At 61.2% G+C, this 26,458-nt stretch carries 12 protein-coding genes; 1 reads left to right on the top strand and 11 read right to left on the bottom strand.

Going from position 1 to position 26,458, the window contains the following annotated elements; translation table 11 throughout:
* Window positions 1-31: 31 nt before the first annotated feature.
* From GAA2_RS11845 to GAA2_RS11795, 11 genes are all read right to left on the bottom strand, one after another.
* Window positions 32-1,363 (bottom strand): McrC family protein, encoded by a 1,332-nt coding sequence (locus tag GAA2_RS11845; protein WP_006438850.1) that lies wholly within the window; start codon window positions 1,361-1,363, stop codon window positions 32-34.
* Complete coding sequence (locus GAA2_RS11840) at window positions 1,360-2,814, bottom strand: AAA family ATPase (RefSeq protein WP_006438849.1); 1,455 nt, start codon at window positions 2,812-2,814, stop codon at window positions 1,360-1,362. The genes GAA2_RS11845 and GAA2_RS11840 overlap by 4 nt, the downstream gene beginning before the upstream one ends.
* Window positions 2,815-2,827: 13 nt before the next feature.
* Window positions 2,828-3,256 (bottom strand): hypothetical protein, encoded by a 429-nt coding sequence (locus tag GAA2_RS11835; protein ID WP_168432470.1) that lies wholly within the window; start codon window positions 3,254-3,256, stop codon window positions 2,828-2,830.
* Window positions 3,257-3,312: 56 nt separating this feature from the next.
* Complete coding sequence (locus tag GAA2_RS11830) at window positions 3,313-4,113, bottom strand: ATP-binding protein (protein WP_006438890.1); 801 nt, start codon at window positions 4,111-4,113, stop codon at window positions 3,313-3,315.
* Between the two features lie 4 nt (window positions 4,114-4,117).
* The gene (gene istA, locus GAA2_RS11825; RefSeq protein ID WP_191835001.1) at window positions 4,118-5,749 is read right to left on the bottom strand and encodes an IS21 family transposase; all 1,632 of its coding nucleotides are present in this window, start codon (window positions 5,747-5,749) and stop codon (window positions 4,118-4,120) included.
* A gap of 471 nt (window positions 5,750-6,220) precedes the next feature.
* Window positions 6,221-8,314 carry a DEAD/DEAH box helicase gene (locus GAA2_RS11820; RefSeq protein WP_191834364.1) on the bottom strand — a complete coding sequence of 698 codons (2,094 nt, stop codon included), beginning with the start codon at window positions 8,312-8,314 and terminating at the stop codon, window positions 6,221-6,223.
* Window position 8,315: 1 nt separating this feature from the next.
* Complete coding sequence (gene brxD, locus GAA2_RS11815) at window positions 8,316-9,611, bottom strand: BREX system ATP-binding protein BrxD (RefSeq protein WP_006438717.1); 1,296 nt, start codon at window positions 9,609-9,611, stop codon at window positions 8,316-8,318.
* Window positions 9,608-12,427, bottom strand: coding sequence for a BREX-2 system phosphatase PglZ (pglZ, locus tag GAA2_RS11810; protein ID WP_006438716.1), 2,820 nt, complete (start codon window positions 12,425-12,427; stop codon window positions 9,608-9,610). Before pglZ ends, brxD begins: the two co-directional genes overlap by 4 nt.
* Window positions 12,424-16,155: a DUF6079 family protein gene (locus tag GAA2_RS11805; protein WP_191834363.1), complete on the bottom strand. Its 3,732-nt coding sequence runs from the start codon at window positions 16,153-16,155 to the stop codon at window positions 12,424-12,426. The genes pglZ and GAA2_RS11805 overlap by 4 nt, the downstream gene beginning before the upstream one ends.
* The gene (pglX, locus tag GAA2_RS11800) at window positions 16,155-19,775 is read right to left on the bottom strand and encodes a BREX-2 system adenine-specific DNA-methyltransferase PglX (protein ID WP_006438714.1); all 3,621 of its coding nucleotides are present in this window, start codon (window positions 19,773-19,775) and stop codon (window positions 16,155-16,157) included. The genes GAA2_RS11805 and pglX overlap by 1 nt, the downstream gene beginning before the upstream one ends.
* The gene (locus GAA2_RS11795) at window positions 19,775-23,884 is read right to left on the bottom strand and encodes a protein kinase domain-containing protein (protein ID WP_006438713.1); all 4,110 of its coding nucleotides are present in this window, start codon (window positions 23,882-23,884) and stop codon (window positions 19,775-19,777) included. The genes pglX and GAA2_RS11795 overlap by 1 nt, the downstream gene beginning before the upstream one ends.
* A 438-nt stretch (window positions 23,885-24,322) precedes the next feature.
* On the opposite strand from GAA2_RS11795, the gene GAA2_RS11790 reads away from it, so the two are divergent.
* Complete coding sequence (locus GAA2_RS11790) at window positions 24,323-26,179, top strand: DUF2075 domain-containing protein (RefSeq protein WP_006438712.1); 1,857 nt, start codon at window positions 24,323-24,325, stop codon at window positions 26,177-26,179.
* Window positions 26,180-26,458: the final 279 nt, after the last annotated feature.

Here is a 26,458-nt window from a genome sequence, read left to right as displayed (position 1 = left end):
AGATAATTCGCACGTGTCTTCGTTGGCGGGATCAAGGTGTGCCGAGGTGAGTTTGACTCGCTGGTCTGTGTCGGGCCGCGACCTTGTCGTCAGTTGCTGAATCTCCATTCGTTCCGAGCCATCTGTGCAGCGCTTGCTTAAAGGTGTCGAGGGGCGAGGAATCACCGCCCGACAGAGCGGCGATGATTCCTCTAATGGGGAGTGGATGCACGTGTATCTCGGCTAAGAGTCGGCCGCCCGGTCGAAACTGGATCGTTCGTGGAGTTGCTGACCCCATACTCGGATAGATCAGCATGGAGCGCGGGACTGACCCCCAACCGGGGTATGCCTGAGCATATGTTGTGAGTTGGTAGAGGTCACCCGGCGAGAGCGAATGTTCATCGTAGCGTTTGTATTTGGCGTCAATCGAGCAGGAGCGGAAGCCGTCTGAGATCGAGATGTCTGGGCGTATGGCGAATCCATCTGAGTCGGATCGAAAGACAGTCGAGTCATTGGTCTGGGGGAGTGTCACAAGACCGGCAGGCAACGACTCTCGCACCAACGTCGTGACGAACCGTTCGAACAGGCTGTTCATGTCGACTAGGAATGCCTGCGCGCGTGCCTGCCCGACGTTGAATATGTTGTCTAGGAAGCTGTTCTCCAACACGGCCAGCGACCACGTCAGCACCGTTCGGTAGCGTTCGTTTCGTCGATCGTATTGAAGCGTGCGCCGCGCGAATTCTGGGCTCGGTGGTGGCGTCGAGGCAGACCCGAAGAAGTCTTCGTGGGCGCGAGCAGTCATCGATCGAAGCTGGGGGGTGGACGTGAAGCGATGAGCAACACCCAACGCTGCAGCCACCACCCGATTCTCGAGGATATCGGTATCGAACTCTTCGTAGTCGCACGCAAGGGTGTCGAGCACTCCGAACTTCCGCAACGCTTGCTCCCGGAAGTTGAGACGACCTCTTATGTACGGAAGATCATCCTCGGCCGGTCTGTAGCCTGCGAGGAGACCCTGGCGATGTACGTCGTTCGCGGAATCGGTCAGGAAGCGGGCCAACATTTCAGGCATAGAATCGGACTTGCCCGGCGAGTGAAGATGCTTGAGCGAGGCGAGGACATCGTGCGAACTTCCCTCGGCGAAAGCCATCATCGCGAGGACGTCGAGTTCGTTGCCGGCGAGTTTGGGGACCACTCTCAGCGGCCCAACCCCAGGAACATCTACCGAACCCACCCACTGCGTGGCTGTCACTTCCACGCGGTCACCTGCTAACCAGCGGAGCTGAACTCTGCCCTTGAGGTGGTCAGCGGCGGCGGAAATCTCATGCTGGCGCGCGGGCTGGACCTCGAAGACTTCGCTCTCGTACTCAGTCAGCGTCCTCATAGAGGGTTAGCGACTCCGTACTCAGCCGCTAGCAGCTCCACCAACTGTTCGTCGTCCACCGGTACCAGGCGCTGACCGGGCGAATCGACGAGCGTATGCCCAAGGAACTGAGCAAGCTGTGCGTAGTCGTCGTAAACCAGTTCCTGCAGCAGCGGTATTACCTCCAGTCGGACGACCTGCGCGAAGTCGATGGGGTCGCTAATCGGCTCGCCGTTGTGCATGAAGAACGCATGACCAATCTGTCGGTCGCGCCCGGCGTACGCGGTGATCCTTTTGTTGAGATCATCGAGAAAGAGATCCAGCGCCAGAATGGTTGAGCCATAGGAGGCCTGACCTTCGAGCAAAGACGAGTCGGGCAGTATTTCCTCAAAAGCAAACCTCCGACGAAGCGCGGCATCGAGGGTGCGTATGGAACGATCCGCTGTGTTCATTGTGCCAATGATCAGCAAGTTCTCGGGTACCGAGAACCGCGCTTGACTCGTGGGTAGTAAGACCTCGGTGCCACGTTTGTCCGCCTCGATCACTGTGATTAGTTCACCGAAAACCCTGGGTAGGTTCGCGCGGTTGATCTCGTCGATGATCAGGAAGAATTTTTTGTCTGGAGATTTTGCTGCTTCTGCGCACACGTTTTTGAAGATGCCGTCGATACGAGCGAGTCGTAGCCCGCCGCCATCACTTGAGTCCTCGATCGGCCGGTATCCTTCAACGAACTCCTCGTACGTGTAGGAGGCGTGGAAGGTGACTGGCGTGACGGTTCCAGGCCCAGGTCCGTCGCTGTTCTGTTCGCCATACCATTGGGCGAATCGCGCAGCGCAGTATGTCTTTCCGGTTCCTGGCGGGCCGTACAGGATAAGTTGTTTCTTACGATCGAGCGCCTTGGCCCACTGCGTATAGCGGACCTCTTCAGCGTCGGTGTAGTTGGGCAGCTCAGCGTATGCGGTTCTCGCTGCCGGGCCAGTTCCATTCTCTAAAATGCGGGCGACGTCTTTTGTCGTAAGAGTCTGAAACGTGCTGCGCCAGCCACCGAAGCCCGGATCCAGCTTCCTGGCATGCGTGGTGTCCCAGTCGACTGCGACTGTGTGTCGACACTGATCCCGATCTGGAAGGTACTGATAGCCGTCGGCACGAACAGTGCCGATGCCGAGGATTTCAGTCGTTCCTTTATTGGCGACAACGTGGTTGCCGGGTTTCAGGTTTCGAAACTTCCAGATGTTCTTGGCAGCGAGGAGGTTTTGCCGGTCGGTGTTCTGCGGATAGGTGCGGGCAAAGGCCTTCGAGAACTCTTCGAATGTGTCATACAGGGACAGGTCGCCCAGCTCGTCCCAGCCGATGCAAATGTATTCACCGTCTAAGCAGTCCTGCCAGGCAGATGCTTGCTCACCGGGGAGACCTTGAGATAGACGCTCGACTCTGTTCGGTTGCCGCGGCCTCGTGCCGACGGTGGTTGCCAACCTTCTAAGAGGATCATTCGCTGGAATCCGTCGACGGAAGAGAGTTCCGGGTAGGCCTGCAAAGCCGTGTTGAGGGCTCTGTTGAGGCTATCGGGGACTGGTCTGGTTCGACGCCGAGCGCGACTGCGTAGTGTCTCATCCGTGACCCCGCGAAGACTGGCAAAATCTCGTCCGGGAAGTAGATGTGGAGGGCCTTCAGTACGACCATCGGCCAGACGCCTGTGACGGTCAGTGTTGCCGCTTCACCCCACTCGCCGGCCACGGCGAGGTCGAACAGCGCCGCGAACTCTGACCGTATGCTCGACCATGCCTCGTCGAGCGTGGCGAAGTCTTTCGGGAACTTCCATTCGCCGTCGTTGTGGTAGAAGATGCCGAACTTGTAGGCACTACCTCCCGAGATGCTTCCAATCTGCTTGGTGGCCGTTTCGAGCGCGTATGTCATTTGCCACTGCTATGGGACCGCCTGGATTGCCACGAGGATGGGACCACCTTGGCGCGTTATTGAGGATGCTCTGCGGGGTTGGGTCGGTCAAGTCCGGGTCGGTGTCGTTGGCGGTAGGAGGGGCCTTCGATGACGAGGGTGTGCGCGCGTGAGGTGAGTCGGTCGATGGCCGATTGGGCCAGTAGCGCGTCGGCGGTCATGGTGAGCCATTCGGCGGGTTCTCGGTTGGATGTGACGATGGTGGTCTTGGTCTGCTGGTGGCGTTCGACGATGAGTTCGTAGAAGTCGTTGGTTTCGGTCGCGTCGAGCGCTCTGAGTGCGAAGTCGTCGATGATCAGGATGTCGACGGCGGTGATGCGGCGGAGTTCGGCGTCGACGCTGTTGTCGAGGCGGGCGGCTTTGAGTCGGTGGAACAGTTTGTCCGCTCGCGCGAACAGCACTGTTTTGCGTCGGCCGATGGCCATGTGGCCCAACGCGTTTGCTAGGTGTGTTTTGCCGACTCCGACGGGGCCGAGCAGGATCGCGGAGTGGCCGGCGTCGATGAACCGCAGGGTGGTGAGGTCCTCGAGCAGGGGGCGGTCGTAGAGTAGATCGTCTGCCGCGCGCCAGTTGTCGATCCGCATGCTGGGGTCGAGACCTGCCTTGGCTGATCGTCGGGCGGCGGAGCTGGATTCACGCCGTGAGACTTCATCGGCGAGCAATTGTTGCAGGAACGTCAGGTGCGAGGTTTTGTGTTGGCGGGCCAGGGCTGCGCGTTGGGGCAGGGTGTCGGCGAGGGCTCCGAGTTTGAGGGTTTTGAGCAGGCCGAGCATGTCGGCGCCGACAGGTTCGGGCACACTGTTGGTGGTTCGGGTCATCGGTTCACTCCTGAATGGTGTTGTCGGGGTTAGGAACAAGTGTCAACTGTGTTCTGTTGGTTGCGTATTCGGAGGGGTCGCGGGCAAAGCGAGACGATTCCGACCCGGCGGCCACGGGCATGTCCGGGGTGGTGTTCTCGGTGGCCTGCTCAAGCATCGAGGCGATCTTGGGCACGGCGATGACATCGAACTCCAGGGCGGTGGCACAGGCAGCATCGACAGGTCCGGGCCCGTAGGTGCGCACCAGGCCGAGCAGGGTGTACACCGCCCGCACCCGAGACCACGGGCGCGGGTCGTCGACGATACGGGCCGCGTAGAGCCCGATATGGGGGCCGTGATGCTCGCAGGTGGCCTGCAGCTTGCTGATGTTGCGCAGCGCGTAGGCGGCCTTGTCTGCGGGGTAGTCGTTGGGGTCGGTGCTCTGCCCACCGGCGGGCTGGCGCGGGTGTTGCTTGACCAACTCGCCGCGGTGATAGAACTTCACCGCTTCGCTGTCCAGGCGAACGTCCAGTGTCGAGCCGATCCAGGTTTCGGGCAGTGAGTACAGTGCTTTGCCGACCGAGGCGTGAAAGTCTCTGTGCACCTTGACAGTTTTGAAGATCGGTACGTCGTAGTCGGCCGGTATCGGTAACAGGTGGGCGCGCTCGTCTGTGTCGAACAGCACCGCTGGCGCGGCGGCGGTGGTGCCGTGAATCCGCAGCCCCGCGGTGCTCTGGCACCACGCCACCGCGGCGGCCTGGGCATCGGGCAGGCTCGAGAATCGCTCACCGGCCCAAAAGTTGTTCTGCACGTAGTGGATGGTGCGTTCTACCCGCGGCTTGTCGGTTGGTGTGGCGACTCGGGCGGTGTCGGTGACGAACCCGGCATGCTGGCCGTAGTCCAACCAGCCCCGAGACAACCTCGGATTGAGGGTGTCTGCTTGGGTGACAATAGGTTTCATGTTGTCCGGAATGATCACAGCGAACACGCCGCCGAAGAACTCCCACGCCGCTGAACAGCCCTCGAGGATCGTTGACAGGGTTTGGGTGTGTGAGAGCCACACGAACGTGTGCCGCGAGTACACGGCGGTGAACACCAGCGCGAACACTTTGCGGCGCTTACCTGTTGCCGCATCATCGAGCATCCCGAGGTAGCCGAAGTCGATCTGGCACTCCACCCCGGGATCCCCATCGGCCACCCGCACCGTGGTCGTGGTGCGGCGATACCCACAGCACTCGGTCGCGAACCGCACCAGCGTCCGATACGGGACCACACACCCCTGACGGGCCAGCAGGATGTGAATCTTCGTCACCGTCAACGGTTCTGGATTCTCCGGCGTTCCTCCCCTCACCCACTGCGTGATCTGTTCGCTGAACGGCACCAACGCTTCCCACGCCTGGCCATGACCATTCGGCCGCGCCGGACGCACCCCGGCCACCACCGCACCGAGCAACTCATCGGTCAGTGCCGACGCACCGACATCGCGCGTCAACCCCGCCGCCTGCGCCGCCGCGATGTAGCGTCGCACCGTCTTCCTATCGACACCCGCACGCGCGGCGATCGTGCGCAGACCCGGCGCCGGTAACCCCACCGCAAGGCCCAACCACAACCGCAGGACTTCTCTGATCTCTTCCACTGCAACCTCCCGGTAGCCCATGCCGTCGGCCCCTTCCGTGAACATCGTCACGGCCGAGTCAACGGACAAAATGAAGGACCACCAGCGCGACGCGCCGGTGGTCCCATAACTGGCAATCCAGGTGGTCCCATCCCTATGGCAAACAATCAGCCCAGGTGGTCCCTTCACGGTGGCAAATGACACGCGTAGCTGAAGCTCTGCTTGGAGGTCCCGGTGCCCAGTGCGTACCTATCCAGGTCGAGGGTCGGCCAATCAGCGAGCGGAAAGCGTCTGACCACTGATTGACGTAAAGCTGCAACGGTTTGCAGTTCGTTTTGGGGACACTGATGAAGTCCTTGGCTGATCGCTTCGTGCAGCTCCAACTTTGACCTTCCTATGAGATCCGACCCATCGCGGTCGGCCGTACACCCTGGCAACGATCCTTCGACTATCGCCTATTACGCCATGCATGTATCGGATATGGAGGAGCTCGGCCGGGAGGAGCCTGGCCGACTACAGATGATAGGAAACACGTTCACTCAGTACAGTCTCTGCACCCAACTGATCCGCCATGCGGGCTGCGAGCGTCCTGCGTGCGAGTGACTCCGGCAGTGCAGCGGAGAACTTGAGCCCACGCAGCGCACGGGAGTCGATCGAGGGAAACGCACGAGTGTTTCCGGCTCGGATGGTAGATAGTTCTTCTTTGATCTCGTCCACCGACAGGTCCGAGTGCAAACGAAGGACCTCTGCGCCGATTCGTTGTCGCGCGGGTACGAGTTTCGGAGCCCACGCGGCAAGAGTCCGGTTGGCCTTTGCTCCTGCCCACGTCCACCAACGCCAGTCGCCGCGGTCGTCTCGTTCGATAACAAACGCGCCATGCGCTACTTGGTGCGACCTGCTTGTTCGTAGGTCGTCCAAGGTGGCGACAGCCCGCCGGGTCAAAGTAACGCCGGCGGGGTTCGACCCGAGCAGGACTTCCCGGATGCCGCGGGCGATTTCGAAGGAAGCCCCGTCAGGCACGGACATCCACTTCGCTCGACCGCCGAGGGTCGTAGCCTCGACATACACGTGTCGGCGCTTCCAATCGATGTGAGTGACTTTCCACGACCTGCCGGCCAGAAGCAACACGCGAGGGCCTTCGACGTCATCGGTGAGAACACTCGTCTCGACAGCGCCGATCTCGTTGCGTCCTGCGTACACGGTGAACTCGGGTGCTGCGGTGAAGACCGCGAGTAGGTCCATGAAATGCCTTCTACCGAAATGTTTTTCGGCCTCCGCGCCAATAAAGGCACTGCCAGCGTCGTGCTCAAGGAAACCTTCGTCAAGCAGGTAGCTCATGATCTGCTGAGAGTCCTCGCCGAAGAGGGGGAGGGTTCCCCAGATGGCTTGCCAGTCGGTGAGCGGAACTCGTCGTGTTTGCAGTGCGGCCGCGAGGATCTGCTGGGCAGCAATATGTCGGGGTTCAGGTGTGGCAGTCACAGGCTCCACCCACCCGTGGGACCAACAGTGGAGCATTCCTAGCGCTTCAAGTGTCGAGGCATCGCTCAGACAGAGGAAGAGACAATTCCCAGTCGTACCTGCGCGTCGGCCGGTGCGTCCGAGACGCTGCAGAAAGGACGACACTGTGCGCGGTGCGTTGATCTGGATCACGCGGTCGAGGTCGCCGACATCGATGCCGAGCTCGAGCGTTGACGTAGCGACGATGACGCAGTCTCGTGCTCCGGCGAAAGCTTCCTCAGACTCGCGGCGCTCGGCTGCGGACAGAGAAGAGTGGGAGATGAATGTTGTAACCCCTCGCTGTCGCAGCTGAGACCCGAGTTCCTCGGCCAGTCGTCGAGAATCGACGAATACCAGTCGCTTCTCCCCGAGATGCAGTGATGCGATGATCTTCGCCGCGTTCTCTGTGCTGCCGACGGAATCGACGGTGATGTCGGGAACGACCGCACCGCCGCCAACGACGGGGGATACCACGAGACCAGGTCGCTCGGCTCGACCCTGCAACCACCCCAGGAGTTCGTCTGGATTGCCAACCGTAGCCGACATGCCGACCCGCTGGAGCTTGCGGCCCAGCAAAGACTCGAGCCGTGCAAGTACTGCAAGAAGATGCCAACCGCGGTCGTCGCCGGCGAATGCATGGACTTCGTCTACGACCACTGCTTGAACGCCACCGAGAAGTTGAGCAGCATCGACATTCTCGGATACGAGCATCGATTCAAGTGATTCGGGCGTGGTCAAGAGGATGTCCGGCCGGTCACGCTTTATTCGTCCGCGTACCGATTGGGCGACGTCGCCGTGCCACGTCATGGCGCCACGTCCAAGCCATGCTGCGTATTCCGCCAGTCGTGGTTGCAGATTGTTGAGTAGTGCCTTCAGCGGGCATATGTACAGCACTGAGATGCCGGTCCAGTGCTCCGTTTGCATTCGAGTGAGCAGTGGGAACATCGCTGCCTCGGTCTTGCCGCCAGCGGTCGGCGCGAGCAGGATCGCATCCGAGCCACCCACGATCGGTTCGGCGGCCTCATCCTGCAACGGTCGCAAACCCGGCCAGCCGAGAGAGTTCACGACATGGTGTTGCAGGACCGGATCGAGGATATCGAATCCGGCCATTTCACAGCTCGATGTCGTCGGCTGACATGGCGGCTCGTTCGATGTCGGTGAGTTCCTTCTTGTCCACGGTGAGTGAATAGTGTTGGCGCGGATCGAATTCGTCATGTAGGTCCACTCGATCGAGCACGTCGAGGACCAACTTCTTCAGGAACAGTCGCGGCGAGATGCCGACCTGCCCACCCAATTTTCCTGCTACCGCGGATGCGAGGTGACGAATGTACGCGTCGTCGACGACTGTGCGGATTCGTTCGGGTGATTGCGCTCCGTCTGCAAACAGATCGCGTACCCGGATGCCCACCTCTACCAGGCGATCCAGATCGAATCCGGCGAGGCGAACCTGCGGGGCACGTGGGTTGTCGAAACGTGCGTCCGTGGTGAAGTCCGTATGGAGACGCTGCGCCAGTGGTGGGAGTGACTGGATTCCCATCCGGCCATCGAAGAACGCTGGTGTTCCGGTAATCATCAAGTACAGGCCGGGATACCGCCCGGAGTCGAGTTCGTCGATCCATTGGCGCAGCGCGTTGAGCGCTTTGGCTCGACTGTCCGATCGCATGCGCTGGAGGGTTTCGACCTCGTCTATCACGAGCAATAGCCCGGGATGGCGGGCGCCCTTGAGGACGGCAAGCAAGCCTTGTAGAAAGCCCATCGCGAGGAAGTGGTCCACGTCTTGCCGCACGCCGGCGGCACGTTTGGCTGCAGCGCCCACATGCGGTTGTCCACCGAGCCAGGCGATCAGTGCGTCGGCAGTGGCCACGTCCTCCCGCTCGAGTGCATCTCGATACGCACGCAACACCATCGGATACACCGGGGTCGCAGATGCAACTGCTGCCAGGCGCTGCTCGAGGAGCGCCTCGATCTGTGCGGTGGAGGCCTCATCAACTCCGGCCGCGGCGGCGGCGTCCTCCTCGATCCCGAACAACCAGGTGTCGATCACGTTCCGGAAGGCTGAGGGTGGAAAGGCTGCCGTGTGCAGCGATTCGGTCGTGCGGCGATAGACGGTTTCGAGCTTGTGAAGCGGGGTCTCGAGCTCGCTGATCTGTACCTCGGCAACAGCCATTCCGCGACGCATTGCACGTTGCTGTACCCAGCGAGCAAAGAACGTCTTTCCCGAACCGTATTCACCGCGAACAGCTTTGAACGCAGAACCGCCTGCAGCGACCGTTTCGATCTCCTCGTCGACTGTCGGCGCAAAGCGGTCTATTCCGACTGCCAAAACATCAAGATTTCCGGCGGGGACGGTGCCCTGTCGGAGGGCCGTCAGCACCTCTCGGCGCCGCACCGGAGAAAGGGTACTCATGCCTTCACCTGGAACTGCTCGAACATCAGTGGGGCTTCGAGCGCGAGCTCACCACCGTTGACTGTGAGCACTATGACGCCATCGGTGTTGAAAATCTGGGCAACTACCTGTACCGAGCTGTTGGCGCGAGATGCCTTGACGCCAAGAATTTCTCCGGCACGGGGCAAGGTAAGCACACCACCCCCGGCGATCGTCTCGCGAAGCAGAGTTCCAATAGCGTCTGTAGACATTCGCCTTCCATACAGCTTGAACTGTTCCTTGAACAGCGCGCTGGTCAAGAGCTTGGCAACCTGGTCATGGCCTTCAGTTGGCGACGAGTCCGGGGACGCCACCAGAGATTCAGGTTCACCGACGTCGAACAAGGTATCAACTTGCGGCATCTTGGTCGCAGCTTTCTTCTTCGTCGCGGTCGGTGCAGATACGTGTACCTGCGTAACGGGTGCGGACGTGATGCGCGCTGGCGTCCACCAGGATGGTTGGGGGTTCGGTGCCGCTTCCAGCCCTAGGTGTCTGGACACGTACCCGTCAACCGAGACCGTACCGTTCACGAGAATCGATATAGGGATCACGGCCTCTGCAAGTGTCGCACCGCCGTGGTAGCCAGCTTTGAGCCCGGTGTACCGCAGCTGTTCATCAACAGCAAGCACCGCGCGGTGATCCTCGGTGAGAACACGTTGACCTTCGACAAGAACCTCGTCGGCAGGCAGGGAGGCGCCATCGACACTGACTGCGGACCTATACCGTGCGGAGATTTGCTGCCCGCGTTGTTTGCTTGCTTGTTCTCGGCGCTCGACAACGTGCCCGTGGTCACTGAGCAGCACCACGGTGCGGCCCACCGTCGCCGCTGTCGCGAGTAGTGCGTCGAGTCGCTTAAAAGTTGATGTGGTCCAGGATGTTCCGATCGGATCGGAACGATCGAGGGCGTCGTCGATGTCGTTGAGTATGCACGCGACGACTGGACGGTCATCGGTATCTTCAACTGCTGTTCGGACGTCGACGGCCAACGCGTGACCTTGCGCCACCGCTTCGAGATCGGCCTTGTGGAAAAGCACTTGGCCAGTTCCACGTAACCCGTTGTGCTGCAACCAATTCGAAAATCCGGTTCGCTCGACATCCTGCGTCCCCGCGGCAAGCGCTCCGGTCAGCAACGAGCAGCGCGAGAACTTGGTGACTGTAGGCAGTGTGGCAAGGGCAGTATGTGGTCCGTCTGCTCCGGTGAATCGACAGTCCTGCCATTGCGGGCGGTGACGACGCAGTGCGTCAGCAACAACATCATGGGACGTCGCAGCATCCATACCATCCGCTACGACGACGAGCACAGGTGACGCCTGCGCTTCGTGTGCACCCAGACCGGTTGGGCCCGAAACAGGAGCAGTCAGCGGCTTCACGATCTGGTCGAGGACGTCCTCGATGTAGAGCGGTGCGCCCGTTCCACTTTCGCGATGGGTACCGGCCGCCGCCAGCATGCGGGCGAAACTGCGATCGAGGGCTGCGCGCTTCTCGCGAATCTCCGTGACGAGTTTGTGTGCCACCGCGGCAAGTTGTGGGTCGGTGGCACCGACGAATGCATTGTTGACGGCGCTGTCTACCCACGAGAGGTCGGTTCGATGTTCTTGTAACCAGTCCGCCAGCGTGGTGGGCTGCTGCCAGGGTGCTCGGAGTCGACGAAGCAGTCGAAGCGCGGCCGCACCAACCTGGACGTCTCGCGGAGCGTCGGAGGTGTCGGCTCGTGCATCGCGATGTGCAAGGACATCGGCCCACGCGTTTTCGGCTGGAGCGAGATCGTCGCTGTCTATCGACGTCGCGAGTGCGCCGGCGAAGTGCTTTATGCGCGGCGCGAGCGCGGACGACAGGACATCGGACCGGGCAACCAGGGGCGATGCATGTAGTTTCGTCACGAAAGACTCAGCTCGCGTCAACGCGGCTGTGGGGTCTTCCGCGGCGGTGACCGCGAGCGTAGCCACGTTGCCCCACGTTGCCAGCTGTTGCTCGGAGTAGACGTTGTCGCCGAGTTCCAGCTTCAGCCGAGTACGAACCTCGACGATCACGTCGGCGGTCGCGGGAAACGAGGCGGCGGCTTTCGCCGAATCGGACAGCAACGCAGCGACCATACCGAGCGGGACGATGTGTTCCGGGCCGTTCACCCGCCAGACGGTGGTGAAGAGTGGGCCGACTGTTCCCAGACGGGCTGAGATCCACGCGTAAAACTGTTCAAGCAGCGCCGGTTCGGTGGTCTTTGACCAAGTGTCGAATCGTTGGGTCCGAGATACGTCGATCGACCACAGGGCTACGTGGTGCGGTGTGAACTCGACGGGATCAAGGCCGAACTTGAGTTTCGCCAGCGTGGCAAACACATGTTCGTTGGTGAGTACACCGCCCGGCGCCGGCGTGGTGGTGTCACCCAGCTCGCGGAGCACCGCCCGCGCTGCGCGGGTATCGAGATCGAGTAACCGGAACTCGTGCTGGGAGGCTGCGAAGGCATCACGCAGCATTGGGAACGGGTCGAAGTTCGACAGTCGGTTTCCTGTCAGATGCTCGAGTACACCTGCAGGTAGCTCAGACGCATCACGATCAGTGAGAATCACCACCCAATCGACTTCGCGACGATTGGTGATCGCGTCGCGGATTGCGAGGACACTAGGCGCAGTACGGACGCGTATCCGTTGCCCGTCCACCGAGAACTCGCCTTCGCCCGACCATTGGGGTACGGCTGCCACAGCAATCACACCTCGGGTGTGATTCTTGACCCGCAGATCGCGGATCAAACCGCGGATCGCTGCGAGGTCCGCTTCGGGCAGTCCAGTCGCAGCTGTCACGGCTGCTCCGGGGTAATCGTGACCGTGTACTTGGTTCCGCGATTGTTCCGGAGAAGCTCCGTCAGGCGCTGTTCGACCACGCTGTAATCGCTGGTCGAGGACACGACCAGTTGGATCGTATCGGGCCTTGCCGGCGGGTCCGCCCGAGGTTCGGGCTTCGGGGGGAGCGGCGTAGATGGTTGCGTGACCCCTTCCTCTAGCCACTTGTCGCGGGCGATACTTGCGGTCCGTAGTGCCTCGCTGAGGGGCCGAGATAATTCGTGCTCGATGAAGGCTTGCTTCAGTGCGGCAAGGATGGCTGCCGCTTGCCGGCCCCGATCGTTGTCGGCTTCGGATGCACTGCGAAGCACGTTCAGACGGTTGAGCTCGAACCCGCCGACGGCCTCGCCAAGCGCTCCGGCCTGTGTCAGTGAACGGCTGGCTTCCAGATCAGTGGCGCCGAAGTTCGCGCGCGCCAGGGTGTCGACAAGCGTGAGGGTGTCGAGGCGGTTCAGCGTGGCGCCGAACAGTTCGTCGAGCGCTCGTGCCGCGGTGAGCCGTTCGCCCGCGTCGATCTCGAGGAACTGGTAAGCACGCGACAGCGCCTCAACCAAGCGCGCTCGGTCGTCGCGTCCGGCTGCGGCGTAGTCGTGGACTTGCTGGGCGAACGCCGACACATTCGGAGCAGTGAGGTACTCGTTGATGCCTTGCGCAGTCAGTGTTTTCCAGCGCCGGCACGCGTCGAGCCACAGCTGTCGCTCCGGTAGCGGTTCGATCCGGAGAGTGAGGTAACGCCGGAACTCGCCGATCGCCGGCTCATCCACCGATGCGGAGTGCAAATACCACGACCGTTTGGTTTGTGCGGCCCATGCTCCAGCTACCAGATCGACGACGTCGTCGGTCAGTCCGCGTTTCGATCCCGCCGGCGAGATTGCAGAACGCAGCAAACCGATGGGTACTTCTGTGTCTTCGGCGATGGCAGAGCGTGAGAGTTCCTGTGTCAGCCGGGTCCGCCACGCGGAGAAGTGTTCGGGTCCGAATAGGAGATGTGTTTCGCTGGTGCGGGCGATGCCTAACGGCTCCACGATGCGGCGAACGGTCTCGCGTTCACCACGATCCAAGGCGATTCGGCCGTCAGCCGTCGACTGCGCTTCCCGCAGGCGGCTCAACGTGAGATTGAGGTCTCGTCGGGTGATCAGACGTTCGGGGGGCGTGAAGTCGGGGTGGTCGGGGTACAGGGCGCTGAAGGCGTCGCCGATGAGCCGGTCGGCGGCTTCTCCGAGCGTATTGCCGATTGGAGGTTGCACGATGAACCCGGCGTGTAAAGAACGCAGGGGCGGTTGCCCGTCGGGGAACTCGGCGCCGGCCGCGACACCGTAGGCAATCTGAATGGCGTTGTTCAATTGCCCGCGGACCTGCGTTTGCTGTTGCTGCAAGATTGATCGCGCCGCTGCCCGGTCAGCATCGGATAGTTCATTGGAGTAACCGGCCCACCGATCACCGGTGAGCACGTAATTGAGGATGACCAGTCGGCCCAGTTGACGATTGACCTTGTCGGAGAAAAAGTTCGGTAGCCAGGTGACCGTGAACCGGTCTTGCCCAGTACGGAGAAGCTGCTCGACTCGGTCGTGGTCCTCGCCGGTCGTGTGACCTGGGTCGTCGAATGGAAGGTCGACGATCAGACGCAGTGCCCCATCCCGTGACGGGCGAAATGCTTCGTCCGGCAGATAACTGTGATCGCGGACGTTACCGAATACCACCTCTACTTCGCGTTCGGTCGCGCGCCAGACAACTGTGCGCAATAGTGCATTGTCGACGGTGTGCTCGGCACCTTGCACGCGGAAGTGTTCGGCGAGGAGTTCGCGCATCAGTTCGCGGCGACGTCCGTCGGTATCTTCACCCTTGGCGCGGTTGACGATTCGTTCGTAGTCAACGGACTCCAGCGTCACCGAGATGATCGGGTTCGCTTCGCTGGTCACGGACAGCTCGGGGATCTCAGCTGCCCACTGTTTGACCTTGTTCGTGATCTGACCGACTTGATCACCGGGGATCAAGCTGATGACGCTGCCGTGGTTGAGTGACGCCAGCCTAGAGGCATCAATTTGTTTGAGGGCAGGCACGTTCGGTGCGACCGCTGACATCAACAGTGTCTTGGCGATTCGAATGTCTGCTCGCAGTCCTGTTGGCACGTCTTTGTCGGGTGTCGTCTCGGGCACGTTGTGGTTGCGGAAGATCGTTGGCCGCAGCTTTTCTGACCACAGGTTGCGGGCAGTCTTGAAGGTTTGGGCGATCGTGCTGTTGATTGGCGTCGCGTTGGCGCTGTCGATGACGTAGTCGAACGCTTCCCCCACGGGGATCACGTTGTCGATGGTCAGCCTGTCGGCGTTGTCTTCGAGCATCTGCTGCATAACCTTGAGCGCGGTACGTTCGCGCTGCATCTGCCCGGACAGGCTGCGCAGTGTTGCGATCAGCGCCGGCGAGAACGGGTAGGTAAGTTTAAAGGCATCTGCATCAGACCCCCGATGCCGGTCGTCAGTATTGATGCCGTCTAGGAGCACATCCCACACCTGCGGATTCCGATCGAGCCGGACGAACGCCTCGTCGAGCGCCGCCGAGGCGTCGCTATTGAGGGGCTGCAGTAGCCGCTTGTGGGCGATGAACGGAAGGTTCTCGTCGCCGAGGACGACTTTGCCGAAGCGATCAGCTTGATGGGCAAAGGCCTGTTCGACCGCCTGCTGTGTGGCGCCGGCGTCGGAGCCGCCGGCTACCCAGTCCGCGAGATCATGCTGGCGAGCGATGAATGAGGCAATCGGAACGGCCAATCGACCACGACTGGTTTCGACGAACTTGGTAATCTTCTGAACCTCGGCGTTGAAGCGTTCCCGTTCGCTGATAAGAAACGTGAGCCACAGCACCAATTCGTCGAGGAGGAGTACGACACCGTCGTAGCCAAGCGATTTCGCGTGATCTGCGATGACGGCAAGCCCGTCTTCCAACGGCAACCAGTCAGTGTTACGCGAGTAGCTGGTGAAGTAGGTGGAGATCAGAGCTTGCTGTACCCGGGCGCGCTCGGTAGGTTCAGCGTCCGGAGCAGTTGCAGATGCGTAGGACTCAGCGTTCCAGTCTGCAGAAGCAGCGCCGACCTTGCCCCAGTCGATCGTTGCACCACTGGTGCCGCTGCCGCCGTTGAGCGCTGCGAAAAACTTGTCGTCGCCGACCTCAGCGCGGCGGTTATCCGCGTCAGTGAACAGCCCTCCCGCGGAGTGGAGTACAGGCGGCAACGTCTCCGGGTGAAGGGTAGTGATCTGCCTTAGGTATTGGTCGAACAGAGCCGACTCGATCGTGCGCGCGTCGAGAAAGTGGAACGTGAGTCGCAACAGCTTTGCTTGGCCGAGTGCCGCATGCGCAGTGACAGCCGGCTGCAACTCGGGCACGGCAAGCGCGTGCGGTGCGCGTCCCAAGATGGCGTAGAGCACGGCCATGAAGTGGGACTTACCTGATCCGAAAGAGCCATCGAGGAACGCTGCCTTGTTCTCACCGGTGCGCTGGGACTCCTCGACGACACCAAGCGCAGCACTGAACGCATCCGCCAACGCCGGAGTGACAACGTACGAGTCGATCGTGGACGCGAGCCGCGCGTCCCCGACCGAATCGGACAGTCGCAGGACATAGTCATTGGTGCCATGCGACTTCGGGATCGCGAAGGTCTCCCGCAGTGTGCGCGCGGGCGTGGAGGAACCTGGGAACACTAGTTGCCTGCCTTTCGCGATTGTGACGTCTTGCTTGCTGTTTTGCGCCCCCGAGTGCCGGCCGCTGGCCGCCAGTTCTTCAACTCAGCGACGGGAACCCCTACGCTGGAGGACTTTTCGCTGAGTTGTGCAGTCAGGTACTCGGCGAGATCGACACCCAGGTGGGGATCGGCGCCAGAATGCCATTGCTTGACCCACGGAAGAACCTCAGCGATACCCGCGACCACCGGGACTAGTTCTTCGAGCGGTGTGCCTTCGGATTCACGTAGCGCGTAAATGGTCGCCAATGCCAACCCTTGATGGGCGTGGCTCCAACCGGCCCAGCCGAGCAGTGGGGTCGGGTCGGTCGCCCTGCCGGCGTCGGGAAATGCAATGAACCGTTCCTTGGGCACATCGAGCTTCCCTCGGTGTGCCCAATACGACGTCTTGCGGAAGTCGGCAGTCGTGTATTTCGGGGGCACGGGGATGTCCGTGGCTTTGATCAGGCCTGCATCTTCATTGCGCTGCAGGTCCCACACGCGTTCCCACTCGGCACGTTTTCGAAGGCCGGAGTCCTTGTAGCGCAGGGCTGCAAGGTACGGTACCGCTTCGACGGACAGAAGTTTGACCAGGTTGGCCGTCACCGGTGCGTCCTTCTGTCCGGCCCACAGATCGAGCGCAGTGAGGAACTCGGGATCGCGTTCCATCTCACCGGCGAGTTCGCCGATGGATCGTGGCTGCGGGGTGCCTTGCTGGGTGAACCAGAGGCTCGGCTCTTCGAGCTTGTCTAGCAACCAATCACGCAGTGCCCGTAGAAGTTTGAGGTCCCACGTGTCGCCCGCCCATCGACGCTTATACTCGGGGCGTTCAAGGAGTCTTACGAACGGGTTCGTCTCGATCGCGTCGAGACGCTTCTGAACCAGCGCGCGGTATTCATCGGGCCAGTGAGTCGGGATCTCAATGGTCGGGGTGAACTTGTGGTTGTGGTGGTCGAACCAACTGGTTTCGAGGTCACTGTTGGCGACTCTTCGGGCTAGGACGATTGCAAAGGCGCGTTCGCCGGGCTCGATTCCCGGCGAGTTTCCGACTGGCAGTGTTAGGTCATCGTCAATAAGACCGTAACTGCGATACGTTTCCCAATCCAGTTCATCTTGCTCAGCCACCATCAACATCCGAACCTGTTTGTGCGCTAAGCGTGCTGAAGCAAGGCTGCTCTCTATCGGGCCGTCTGTTGCGACAGACGCCGCAGGTTCATGTTGGGCAAGCTCTTGCGCCAAAGTGTCGAGGTAACGCGCGCGGTCGAGCGGTGCCGTGGCAGGCAATGGAAACTCTTGGAGAGTGGTGCCAGTGAACTCAAATCGGCGTTCCCACGGCTCGTCAGCTCCAGCAGTGTCGGCTCCCGGCCGGCCCTTGTCGTGACTGTTCTGCTTGAGCCAGAAGCATGCGGTGGAACTGTTGAGGGTGCCGAGCAACCGTAGGTGATCATCCTCAGTCGCGCCCGCCGGCAGCTTGATCACTGGCGCAGACTGTTTGAACACCTTCCCGCCGCGGTCGAGCACAAAATGGTTGTGTGTGGCGACGAAGGCGAAGGTAATCGTCGGGGTGTTTTGATCGTCCCCCTTCGGCACCTGATGCCACTCGTACCACGGACGCCCTTCGACGAAGTAGGGAACCTTGTTAAATGTGACCCGGTTGCCGAGTTCCGTTCGGTTCGGCCACAGGTACATCGCGCCATTGGGATACAGCGAAATGGATTGCAGTTCACTGTGTCCGCGATAGGGAAACCAAACATCATTGCCTTCAGCGATCAGATAGTCGCGAATCTCGTCACCCAAAACCAATCGGCGTAGCGCCTCTGGCTCCAGTTGACGGCGTGCACTCGTCCGCCGGTCGATGATCATTCCGGGGTCGCAGTTGGTCATACCAAATACCCCGATTCGTTTCGCGGCATCATGGAGCTCGAAAACGCGTGCAGACTCGATTGCTTGTAGTAGGTTCACCGCGCCACCGCCGGAAAGACTCCAGGGGTGTTGCCGCAGATTCTCGCGGGGGAGATCCGTCACTGATACCCACTGGTCTTCGTAGCTAGCGTTCTCGACGTTCGCGACGATGGACGTCCACACCTTGCCCTTGGCAGGATTCTCGGGTGCGCCCGGTTCACCCTGGATGCCGAGAACCGCTCGCACATCGTCGTGGATCTTCGTATGGTTGCGCCCTACAACGATCACTGTCGGAGTACCGTGCCCGGGAATGTACGCGCCCGAGGTGTCAGCAACGAGCCTGAGGTCCTTGCCAGCTAGGAAGTCTTCGATCAGCGGCACACCGAACTCACGCTTCATAAACGAGTTCGAGGTGATCTGGCCAACCCAGCCAGCCCTATCGCCGCCTTTGGCGAGGGTGAAGAACTTCTCCATGAACGGGACGGTGAGTGCGTACTTGCCCTTGCAGTAGTGGTAGATCTCGCGATAGCGCGCGTTCAACGCTTTGTCGCTGACAGTGATGTACGGCGGGTTGCCGACAACGGCGTCGTATTGCCCCGGAGCAAGAAGCGTCCGGAGTAGCCGAGCGTCCTCAGTACTGTAGGTCAGTGCCGACACCACGGCGTCTTTGTCGTAGGCGGTGTCGCCGAAATCGATGGCGTGGGCGCCACCTTTCTCCGGTCCATGCAGCAGGGAGTCGCCGGCGGCGAGATTCAAAGTGAATTTCGGAGCGTTTACGAGTGACTTCTCGTTGCAGGCTTTCATTGCAGCGACAATGAGCCGGAACTTTGCGATGGCGACAGCAAACGGGTTGAGGTCCACTCCATACACGGATGCCAACGCGTTGTCCACGCGGGTGCGTAGTTCTAAACCGGGTGCGTGGTGGTGCCACCGCTCGACCAGTCGCTCGAAAGCTCCGAGTAGGAAGTGTCCCGACCCGCAGGTGGGATCAATGATCTTGAAGCCCTCGAGTGGCCGGTCCTTAAGGGCGGGTTCTAGCGTTCGGTCAAGAATGAACTCTTCGACAAACTCCGGGGTTTGGAGGAGTGCGTACTTCTTCTTCGCGAAGTCAGAGAGGTCTTGGTAGAGGTCGCCGAGGAAACGTGTTGTGAGCTCGGTGTCCGCGAACGACCAGACGAGGTCACCGTGATCGTCAGTTCGGCGCCAGAACCCGAGAAGCTGTTGCACTGCGTCAGAAGACGGTTCCATGATGTTCAGTGCTGCATGCTCGTCCACGAGCGCCGCAGTCGCAGGATTGTCGCGCAACGCTTCGAACGACTGTGCCAACCACTCTCGGTACGAGAGATCCTGGTGGTTACGGTAGAAATCATTCTCTGCATCGATAGCCCGCTGGCGCAGCATCGGTGTGGGGCCGGAGATCCACACGGCCGATTCACCCAACAAGAGGTTGTCTTCGCAGAAGCGGACGAACACCGATGTCAGTAACCAACCAACGGCAGCCTGGTTGAGTTGATCTTCGGCCCAATCAGTCCAGGATCCTGCAGTGCGTTGTTCCTGGACTGCTTCCCGATGCGTGCTCTTCCATTTGTCGAGTCTCGTGGGATCAGCGTCCAAACGCGTACGCATATCGTCGACCAAGAGCGTGAGCTGAGGTTTCAGGGCGGCCGTCAACTGGGTGCCTGCGATCGTGGCCAACGCCATCAGATGTGTTCCTTCACTTGGTCGTTGGAACGGACTGCGGCAATCAGAGCCTTGATCTCGTCCTTGTTCACTTGCACAAATTGTTCTGGGCTGTTCGGGAGAAGTGCCGTGCCGTCGACTCTCGCCCCGGGCGGGCCGCCGGCCTCTTCAGGCTGTGGAACCAGTGCCCACACTGCATATTTCGGTGGGGCCGTGAGATCCAGCCACTTATGGAGGACGCTCAACTGGCCATATGCGGCGAGAGTGGACAGATCGGTGAGCACCACGGGGCCACCGGCGTGATCGACGGCGGAGACCAGCGTTGGGAGCGCCTGGGCAACGAACCCTTTGAGGCCATCGCGGTCTGCGGCGGCACCGGCATCGGCAGCAAGGATGGCCTCCCAAGCTAATCCTGCGGAGGAGGCACGCTGCTTCAGCTCGCCGAGCAGAAGCTCGGTGACATCGATGTGCGTAGCACCGAAGTGTTCGACGAGCGCTTGGGCGACCACGTCGGAATACCCGAGTGGCACACCAAGTGCACGGAACGTACGCTCGCGTGCACTTGCTGCGAGTATGTATTCGACGTCGGACGTGCCGGTGGTTGGCACCGGGTGAGCGGTGGTCAGGGTCGTACGGGTGGGGATGTTCGTTCCTGTACGTGGTGCGTCGGCGAATCGATACCGCGCAGACGCGTCGTCCCATGTCATGCCTGGGACCACCGATTCGATCAACCCGTCGAGATCGGGTCTGCGCGGCAGCAGTTGCGTGAGCGCGGGGAATCGTGCAGACCAACGCGATTCCAACTCGGAGCGGCCGAACGAATCGGCAGTTGAAAGACCACGCAGGAGTATTCGTAAAGCCCCATCGACAGGTAGTGATGCTGCATGAAGCTCGTCACGCGATGACAGCGCAACTTCGGTGGACGCGACCGCTGCTATGCGGAGCAGCGCGTGCCCCGGTATCTCGACATCGGCGCCGTCGAGATCGAGAACGGCAGCTGCGGCCGATCGCAATTGATTCTTGGCGTCGTCCGGCATGACCAGCAGCGTGCCTTGCGCGAGAGCGGAATCGACCAATGTCTCGGCAGCGGATGCGAGCACGGCCGGCAGTCGACGGGGGACAGCGACGGTCGCGATCATGGCAACCGTGCCCGAGCCGTGGCGGCGCACCATCTGCACTGCGGTGTCGGTCGAGGAACGGTCTTGATACTCGGTACCTGGCCTGGAGGACAGCAGCAAGCGCAAAACACCAAGCGCGGTGCGCTGTGGATCCGCCACGGACTCGGTGTTCAGGGATCCTGCGAGTTCGCGTGCCAGGAGTTCGGGTGTCGAAGCACCGCCTGATGCCTCGAGCAGGGTGAGTCCGCGCCGGTAGAGGTCGGCGGCGGTAGCTGCCAATCGGTCATTCTTCGCCCAGAGATCAGAAAACTCTCCGAAGATCTGTGCAATGCGACCAGATGTGACCCCCGCGAGCGCAGCCAGTGCTGGATAGGTAATGAACGGGTCGGCGGGACTGCGCTCGTGGGTGCCGAGTACCAGTTCAACGACCTGTCGACGCATCACGGACGGCTTGTTGCCAGCGGCTTTTGCAAACTCGGTTGCGAGAGTGTCCAGTGAGTCGTAGGTGCGCGCTACGGGCTGTGGCGCAGCAGGTTTCGCAATGGGGTCAATCGGTGCAGGAGCTGAGGGGTGCTCGCCGGCGGCTTTAACCTGGAATGCAGACGCCCAGGCCGCGCGCATCGCGGCGGCGGTATCGAAACGGTCTTTTGCATTCCGTGTAAGCGCCGTCCGGAAGAACGCGACCAATGCTTCGGCGCGACTCCGACTCAATCCGGCGGCGGTGAAGTCTTCGGCGGTCACGGTGACGTCGTCGTTGAGTACCCGTGGGTCGCTCATTCCGTCGCCATACACGGGAGTGGACGAGGTGGCCATTTCGTAAAGCACCACGGCCGCCGAATACCTTTCGGCCGCCGAGTCGAATGTGGTTCGAATGCCTATGCCTAAGAACGGATCCCGATACGGCGGCGTTCCGGCCTCGATCTGCGAAACATCTGCTCGTGACAACGAGAAGTCGAATAGGGCGAGCCGTGTTCTCCGCGCTGCCTTAGTCCGGCCGTCAACGCGGGCCAGACCCAGATTGGCTGGTTTGATGTCACGGTGCGAGATACCGATCGAGTCGAGCGCCACCACGATGTCCAGTAACTCGAGCCCCCAGGTCCGCAAACGCGATTCGGTCAGTGGCGTGTGTCGAACCAGGTCAGACAACGTCTGCTCGCCACAATTGGTGAGCAGCAACGCCTTGCGTCCAGACAAGTCGAGTGGTCCGTCGATCAGTTCCACAACTCCGGGCACCCGTGGAGTGTGCCGGGCGAGTTCGGTCAACACCTGGGCTTCATCGTGGAGACGCGCCGCCGCGCTATCGTCGAGACCCACCTTCAACACCCGAACGGCGTCGTCGTCGTTCCTGTCGGTGACCAGCACCCCGCGGGCAGTGGACCCGACGCCAAGTACCCGGATTACCTCGAAGCGGTCCGCGATCAGCGAGCCGGGTGCGGGGTTGAGTGGATCAACATGCTGCGTGGCCGGCTCGAGCCGGTCGCGACGGTAGTCGGATAATTCGGCCGCGAACTGATGCGCGCCGAAACTCGGGACACCGGTCTTTCTGTCAGCGGCCACCCGCTTGGAGACCGATGGACATGTGGAACGGAGCACCAAAGCCCGAAGATTCTCGTCGACAAACCGGCCGCCAGACGCTGCAAGGTCGAGACCTTGTTCCTGTCGCAGTCGTTCCAGCAACTCTGCCCGGTTGCTGGCCGGCGCCTGCCCACCAGAGAGGAGGTAGTACGCGAGAGCTCCGAGGGAGAACACGTCCAACGCCAGGCGGTCGGCGTCGGACGCCCATCTGTCCTCGGGGGCTTGATAGACGTCTTCGACCGCCGTACCGGGCTGGTCGGGCGTTCCGAGCATGGTCGATGACTGGGTGCCAGGGGAGTGGACGCGACCTGCCCATGACCAGTCGGCCAGCCTGATGCGAACCGTGCCGCCCTCGTCGAGAGCATGCGTATTGATCAGCACCGTGCTGGGACTCAGGCCGCGGTGCGCCACCTGGTTGCGGTGGGCGTACGCGAGCGCCTCGGAGACTTCCGTGAGGACCTGGATTTGCTGCTCGGCGGTGAGTTCGCGCGTGGCGAGTGCGAGGTCGAGCTGTTCGTATTCGGGCAGGTCGGGGAAGATCAGGACAGTGTTGCCGTCGTCGTCCTGTACCAGGTCTCGCGGCGCGACGATCGATTCGTGGCGCAGAGAGCTCAGTAGAGAGAACTCTCGTTGCATCCGCCGATGCGCTGCGGCGCGGGCCTGCGCCGGAGTGCCAGGACGGAGCGACACTATGCGGGCGCGGCCTTCTGTCCCGGTCGCCTTGTGCTTGGCGGACCACTCCTGCCAGTCGATTCCGTTCGCCAGGGGCTTTCCGGTGATGGTCCACGAACCGGCGTCGCGCTCGGTACGCCGCGCGATCCCCAGGTTCTGCAAGGCGAGGGCGATGATGACACTGAGGTCTTCATCGACGCGGCGACTGTCGCTCGGGGGTTCGAGTAGGCGGGTTGAAATGCCAGGAAGGCCGGTCTGGTCTTCGCGGCCATCCATCCCGAAGAGGCTGGACTTGGCCAAGTCCGGCATATCGGCGTGAAACTGGTCTCCGTGGAGGAACACGGATTCCTGCACGAACGGAAGGGCTCGGCGAACTTTCTCAGCATCAAGCCCCGCACTCAACGCGACTTTGCGAGCCTCTTCCTCGATTCTTGACGCCAGGCGCTGCGCTTTGCGGCGAGTGACCAGCAGCGGCGAACGCTGGGTACGCGAGCGGCCACCGAGCGATGTGATCACCCAGCTCGTCTCTGACCCCTGGAGGACGCCGGTGTACGCCTTCAGCTCAACCAGGTGTAGCCGGCGGCGGCCAAGGATCAGGGCGTCAATCTCATGCCACTGTCCATGGTTGTCCATGAACTCGAAGTTCGTCCACGCACGGTAGGGCGAAGCATTCGGTACAAGATCGTGAAGAAACTTCAGTCCCTCGGCTTCGTGGGAGAAAGCGGACTTCGAGACCTCAATCCAACGGTCCTCACCCTGTGCCACGTCACCATCCTGTTGCTGAAGCTTCCTCGACCCGAGAGCGGGCTCGTCGTCGCATCCGCTGAGGCTATCAAGGCCAACAGGTCGCTGGACGGCTTCGTCGCCGGGTGTCGGAGTCGCGCCCGACGGACCGCATGTCCACTCCGCGGTACCGCGCATCAAAGCGCGGTACTTGGATCAATATGTTCGTCGTTCTTCCGAAAGGCACGCAGCTTGCGGTCCGCGATGCCCTCATGGTTAGCCAAGCCGGTCAAGCCACACAGACTCGAGTTCCTATTGATCAACGCTGCAATGTCCTGCATAAGGTGCGCGGCCGCGTTGCTCCGATTGTCGCCTACGGCACTAGACTCGGCCGAGTAATCCGCTACGGCCCGACAGACGCGTCTCTACGACAAGGCTCCAACCCGAGCGGGAAGTCCTTCGTGTCTTCCTGGAGCTGCCTTGTCGCTGTTCAGAGCCTCGGTCGCCGGTGTGCGCGGCCAGATAACTTCTACCCGCCTGGTCGAGACGCTGACTGAGCAATTTTCGTACGAGTTCGGGTATCAGCCGTCTCCTGGAGAGGTCCGTTCCTGGGAACGAAGCCTTCAAGTGCTGGTCGGCGACCTCGAAGACGCAGGTCTCGACAAGGTTGAGATGCTGATTGAGTACCGGCTACCGCTGACGAGTAAACGCGCCGACGTCGTTTTGTGTGGTGAGCATCCAAAGACAGCTGAACCGTCCTACGTCGTTGTCGAGCTGAAGCAATGGACGAGAGCGTGCAAGGCTCCAGGAACTGAAAGCGTCGTCCTCCTGGACGGCGTGCTGGAACGGCTTCATCCGGTCGAGCAGGTCCGTCGATATTGCACCCACATCTCTGACTTCATCGCCGCCCTCGGGGGAACCACTGAACAGCTCTCTGGAGTCGTCTACCTACACAACGCGTCTAGTGGGGGAGTTGACGAGCTGTGGGACTTCGAGCAGAGCGAAACTGGACGACTCTTCACAGCCGACCGGAGAAGCGACTTCATCAGCTTCCTAAAGTCAAAGTTATCGGCGGCGAATGGCGCTGGCGCAGCGGACCTTCTACTGAACTCCGCCGTCCGGCCAAGTAAGCAACTGATGGCACTGGCCGCCGAGGAGGTCCAGCACCGCGAGCAGTTCGTCCTTCTTGACGAGCAACAGGTCGCCTACGAAGACGTCATGCGTGCCGTGCGCAACGCTTCCCGTGGTGCGACGAAAGAGGTCGTCATCATCAAGGGCGGACCAGGCTCCGGAAAGTCCGTCATCGCGCTAAGTCTCCTCGGTGAACTGTCACGGCAGGGTCGCACGACTCTCCACGCCACCGGGTCGTCTGCGTTCACTCAGACGCTGCGAAAGGTTGCAGGCGCGAGGCAACCCCGTGTCCAGCGGCTCTTCACCTACTACAACCAGTTCATCGATGCAGAGCCGAACGGTGTCGATGTGCTGATCTGCGACGAGGCTCACCGCATACGTGAGACCTCCACCAACCGATTTACCAAGGCGATCCTGCGCACCGGCCGCCCACAGGTGGAAGAGCTCATTGATTCGGCGCGAGTCCCGGTCTTTCTGCTAGATGAGTACCAAGTCGTTAAGCCGTCGGAACGCGGCAGTGTGGCCGAAATCAAGAGCGCAGCAAGCAGGATGGGCTGCAAGGTCACCGAAGTCGACCTTGATGGACAGTTCCGCTGCGGGGGTAGCCGAGCATACGAAAAGTGGGTCCATCGCCTCCTACAGTTGGAGCCCGGAGGTCCGGTCAAATGGGAGGGTGACGAAGCCTTCGACGTTCACGTCGATGAAGCTCCTTCACTGATCGAGACCAGGCTGCGCCAACTATTGGAGGACGGCTACTCCGCCCGCATCGCCGCCGGGTACTGCTGGGAGTGGAGCGACCCGATAAAAGGCGGCGGACTTGTCGACGATGTAGTGATCGGCGACTGGAAGCGGCCCTGGAACAACAAGAAGTCCACATCACATGCTGGAGCCCCAGGGACGGCGTACTGGGCGTTTGATCCGGCAGGCTTCGACCAGGTTGGATGCGTATACACAGCCCAGGGTTTCGAATATGACTATGGCGCCGTAATTTTCGGGCCTGACCTGGTCTGGCGTACGGACCATTGGGAGGCGCGCCCGGAGTACAGCCACGACAAGCAGGTCAAGCGGGGTGACGGTTTGTCGTTCGATCGGGCTATTCGGAACACCTACAAGGTGCTTCTTACTCGCGGAATGCGGGGTATGCGAATGTACTCCACTGACCCCGAAACCCAGGCCCTGCTGCACTCTCTTGTTGAGGGGCCCTAGGGATGCCGTCTGTCCTCACTACGTACTCCGGCGTCGACCCTGACGTACAACGCAACCTGAGATTCGGGATCCGAAAGGGGCGGTGGGGGCTACGAAAGGAGCCGGTCGACTGGAAGGCTGCCACTACTTTCGGTTGGCACGTTATCGGCGCGCAGGCCAAAGGCCTTCGTCGAGGTCCTCGTTGTCAACCCGAGGAGTGGGTCACCGCGACGATCGACGTGTACATATTCCGCGTGCTGTCACCACTTGTGCTGGAGTCGGGGTACTTTTGGCCCGATG

Source organism: Gordonia ajococcus, from assembly GCF_012974285.1.
GTDB lineage: Bacteria > Actinomycetota > Actinomycetes > Mycobacteriales > Mycobacteriaceae > Gordonia > Gordonia amicalis.
The sequence above is the reverse complement of the archived record's forward strand: the minus strand, read 5'-3'. Positions and strand labels throughout refer to the sequence as shown.

What these genes read in the sequence shown, in the direction of transcription:
- GAA2_RS11845 (WP_006438850.1), bottom strand. Translation starts at nt 1,363, where the DNA reads ATGAGGACGCTGACTGAGTACGAGAGCGAAGTCTTCGAGGTCCAGCCC.
- GAA2_RS11835 (WP_168432470.1), bottom strand. Translation starts at nt 3,256, where the DNA reads ATGACATACGCGCTCGAAACGGCCACCAAGCAGATTGGAAGCATCTCG.
- GAA2_RS11830 (WP_006438890.1), bottom strand. Translation starts at nt 4,113, where the DNA reads ATGACCCGAACCACCAACAGTGTGCCCGAACCTGTCGGCGCCGACATG.
- istA (WP_191835001.1), bottom strand. Translation starts at nt 5,749, where the DNA reads ATGGGCTACCGGGAGGTTGCAGTGGAAGAGATCAGAGAAGTCCTGCGG.
- GAA2_RS11820 (WP_191834364.1), bottom strand. Translation starts at nt 8,314, where the DNA reads ATGGCCGGATTCGATATCCTCGATCCGGTCCTGCAACACCATGTCGTG.
- brxD (WP_006438717.1), bottom strand. Translation starts at nt 9,611, where the DNA reads ATGAGTACCCTTTCTCCGGTGCGGCGCCGAGAGGTGCTGACGGCCCTC.
- pglX (WP_006438714.1), bottom strand. Translation starts at nt 19,775, where the DNA reads ATGGCGTTGGCCACGATCGCAGGCACCCAGTTGACGGCCGCCCTGAAA.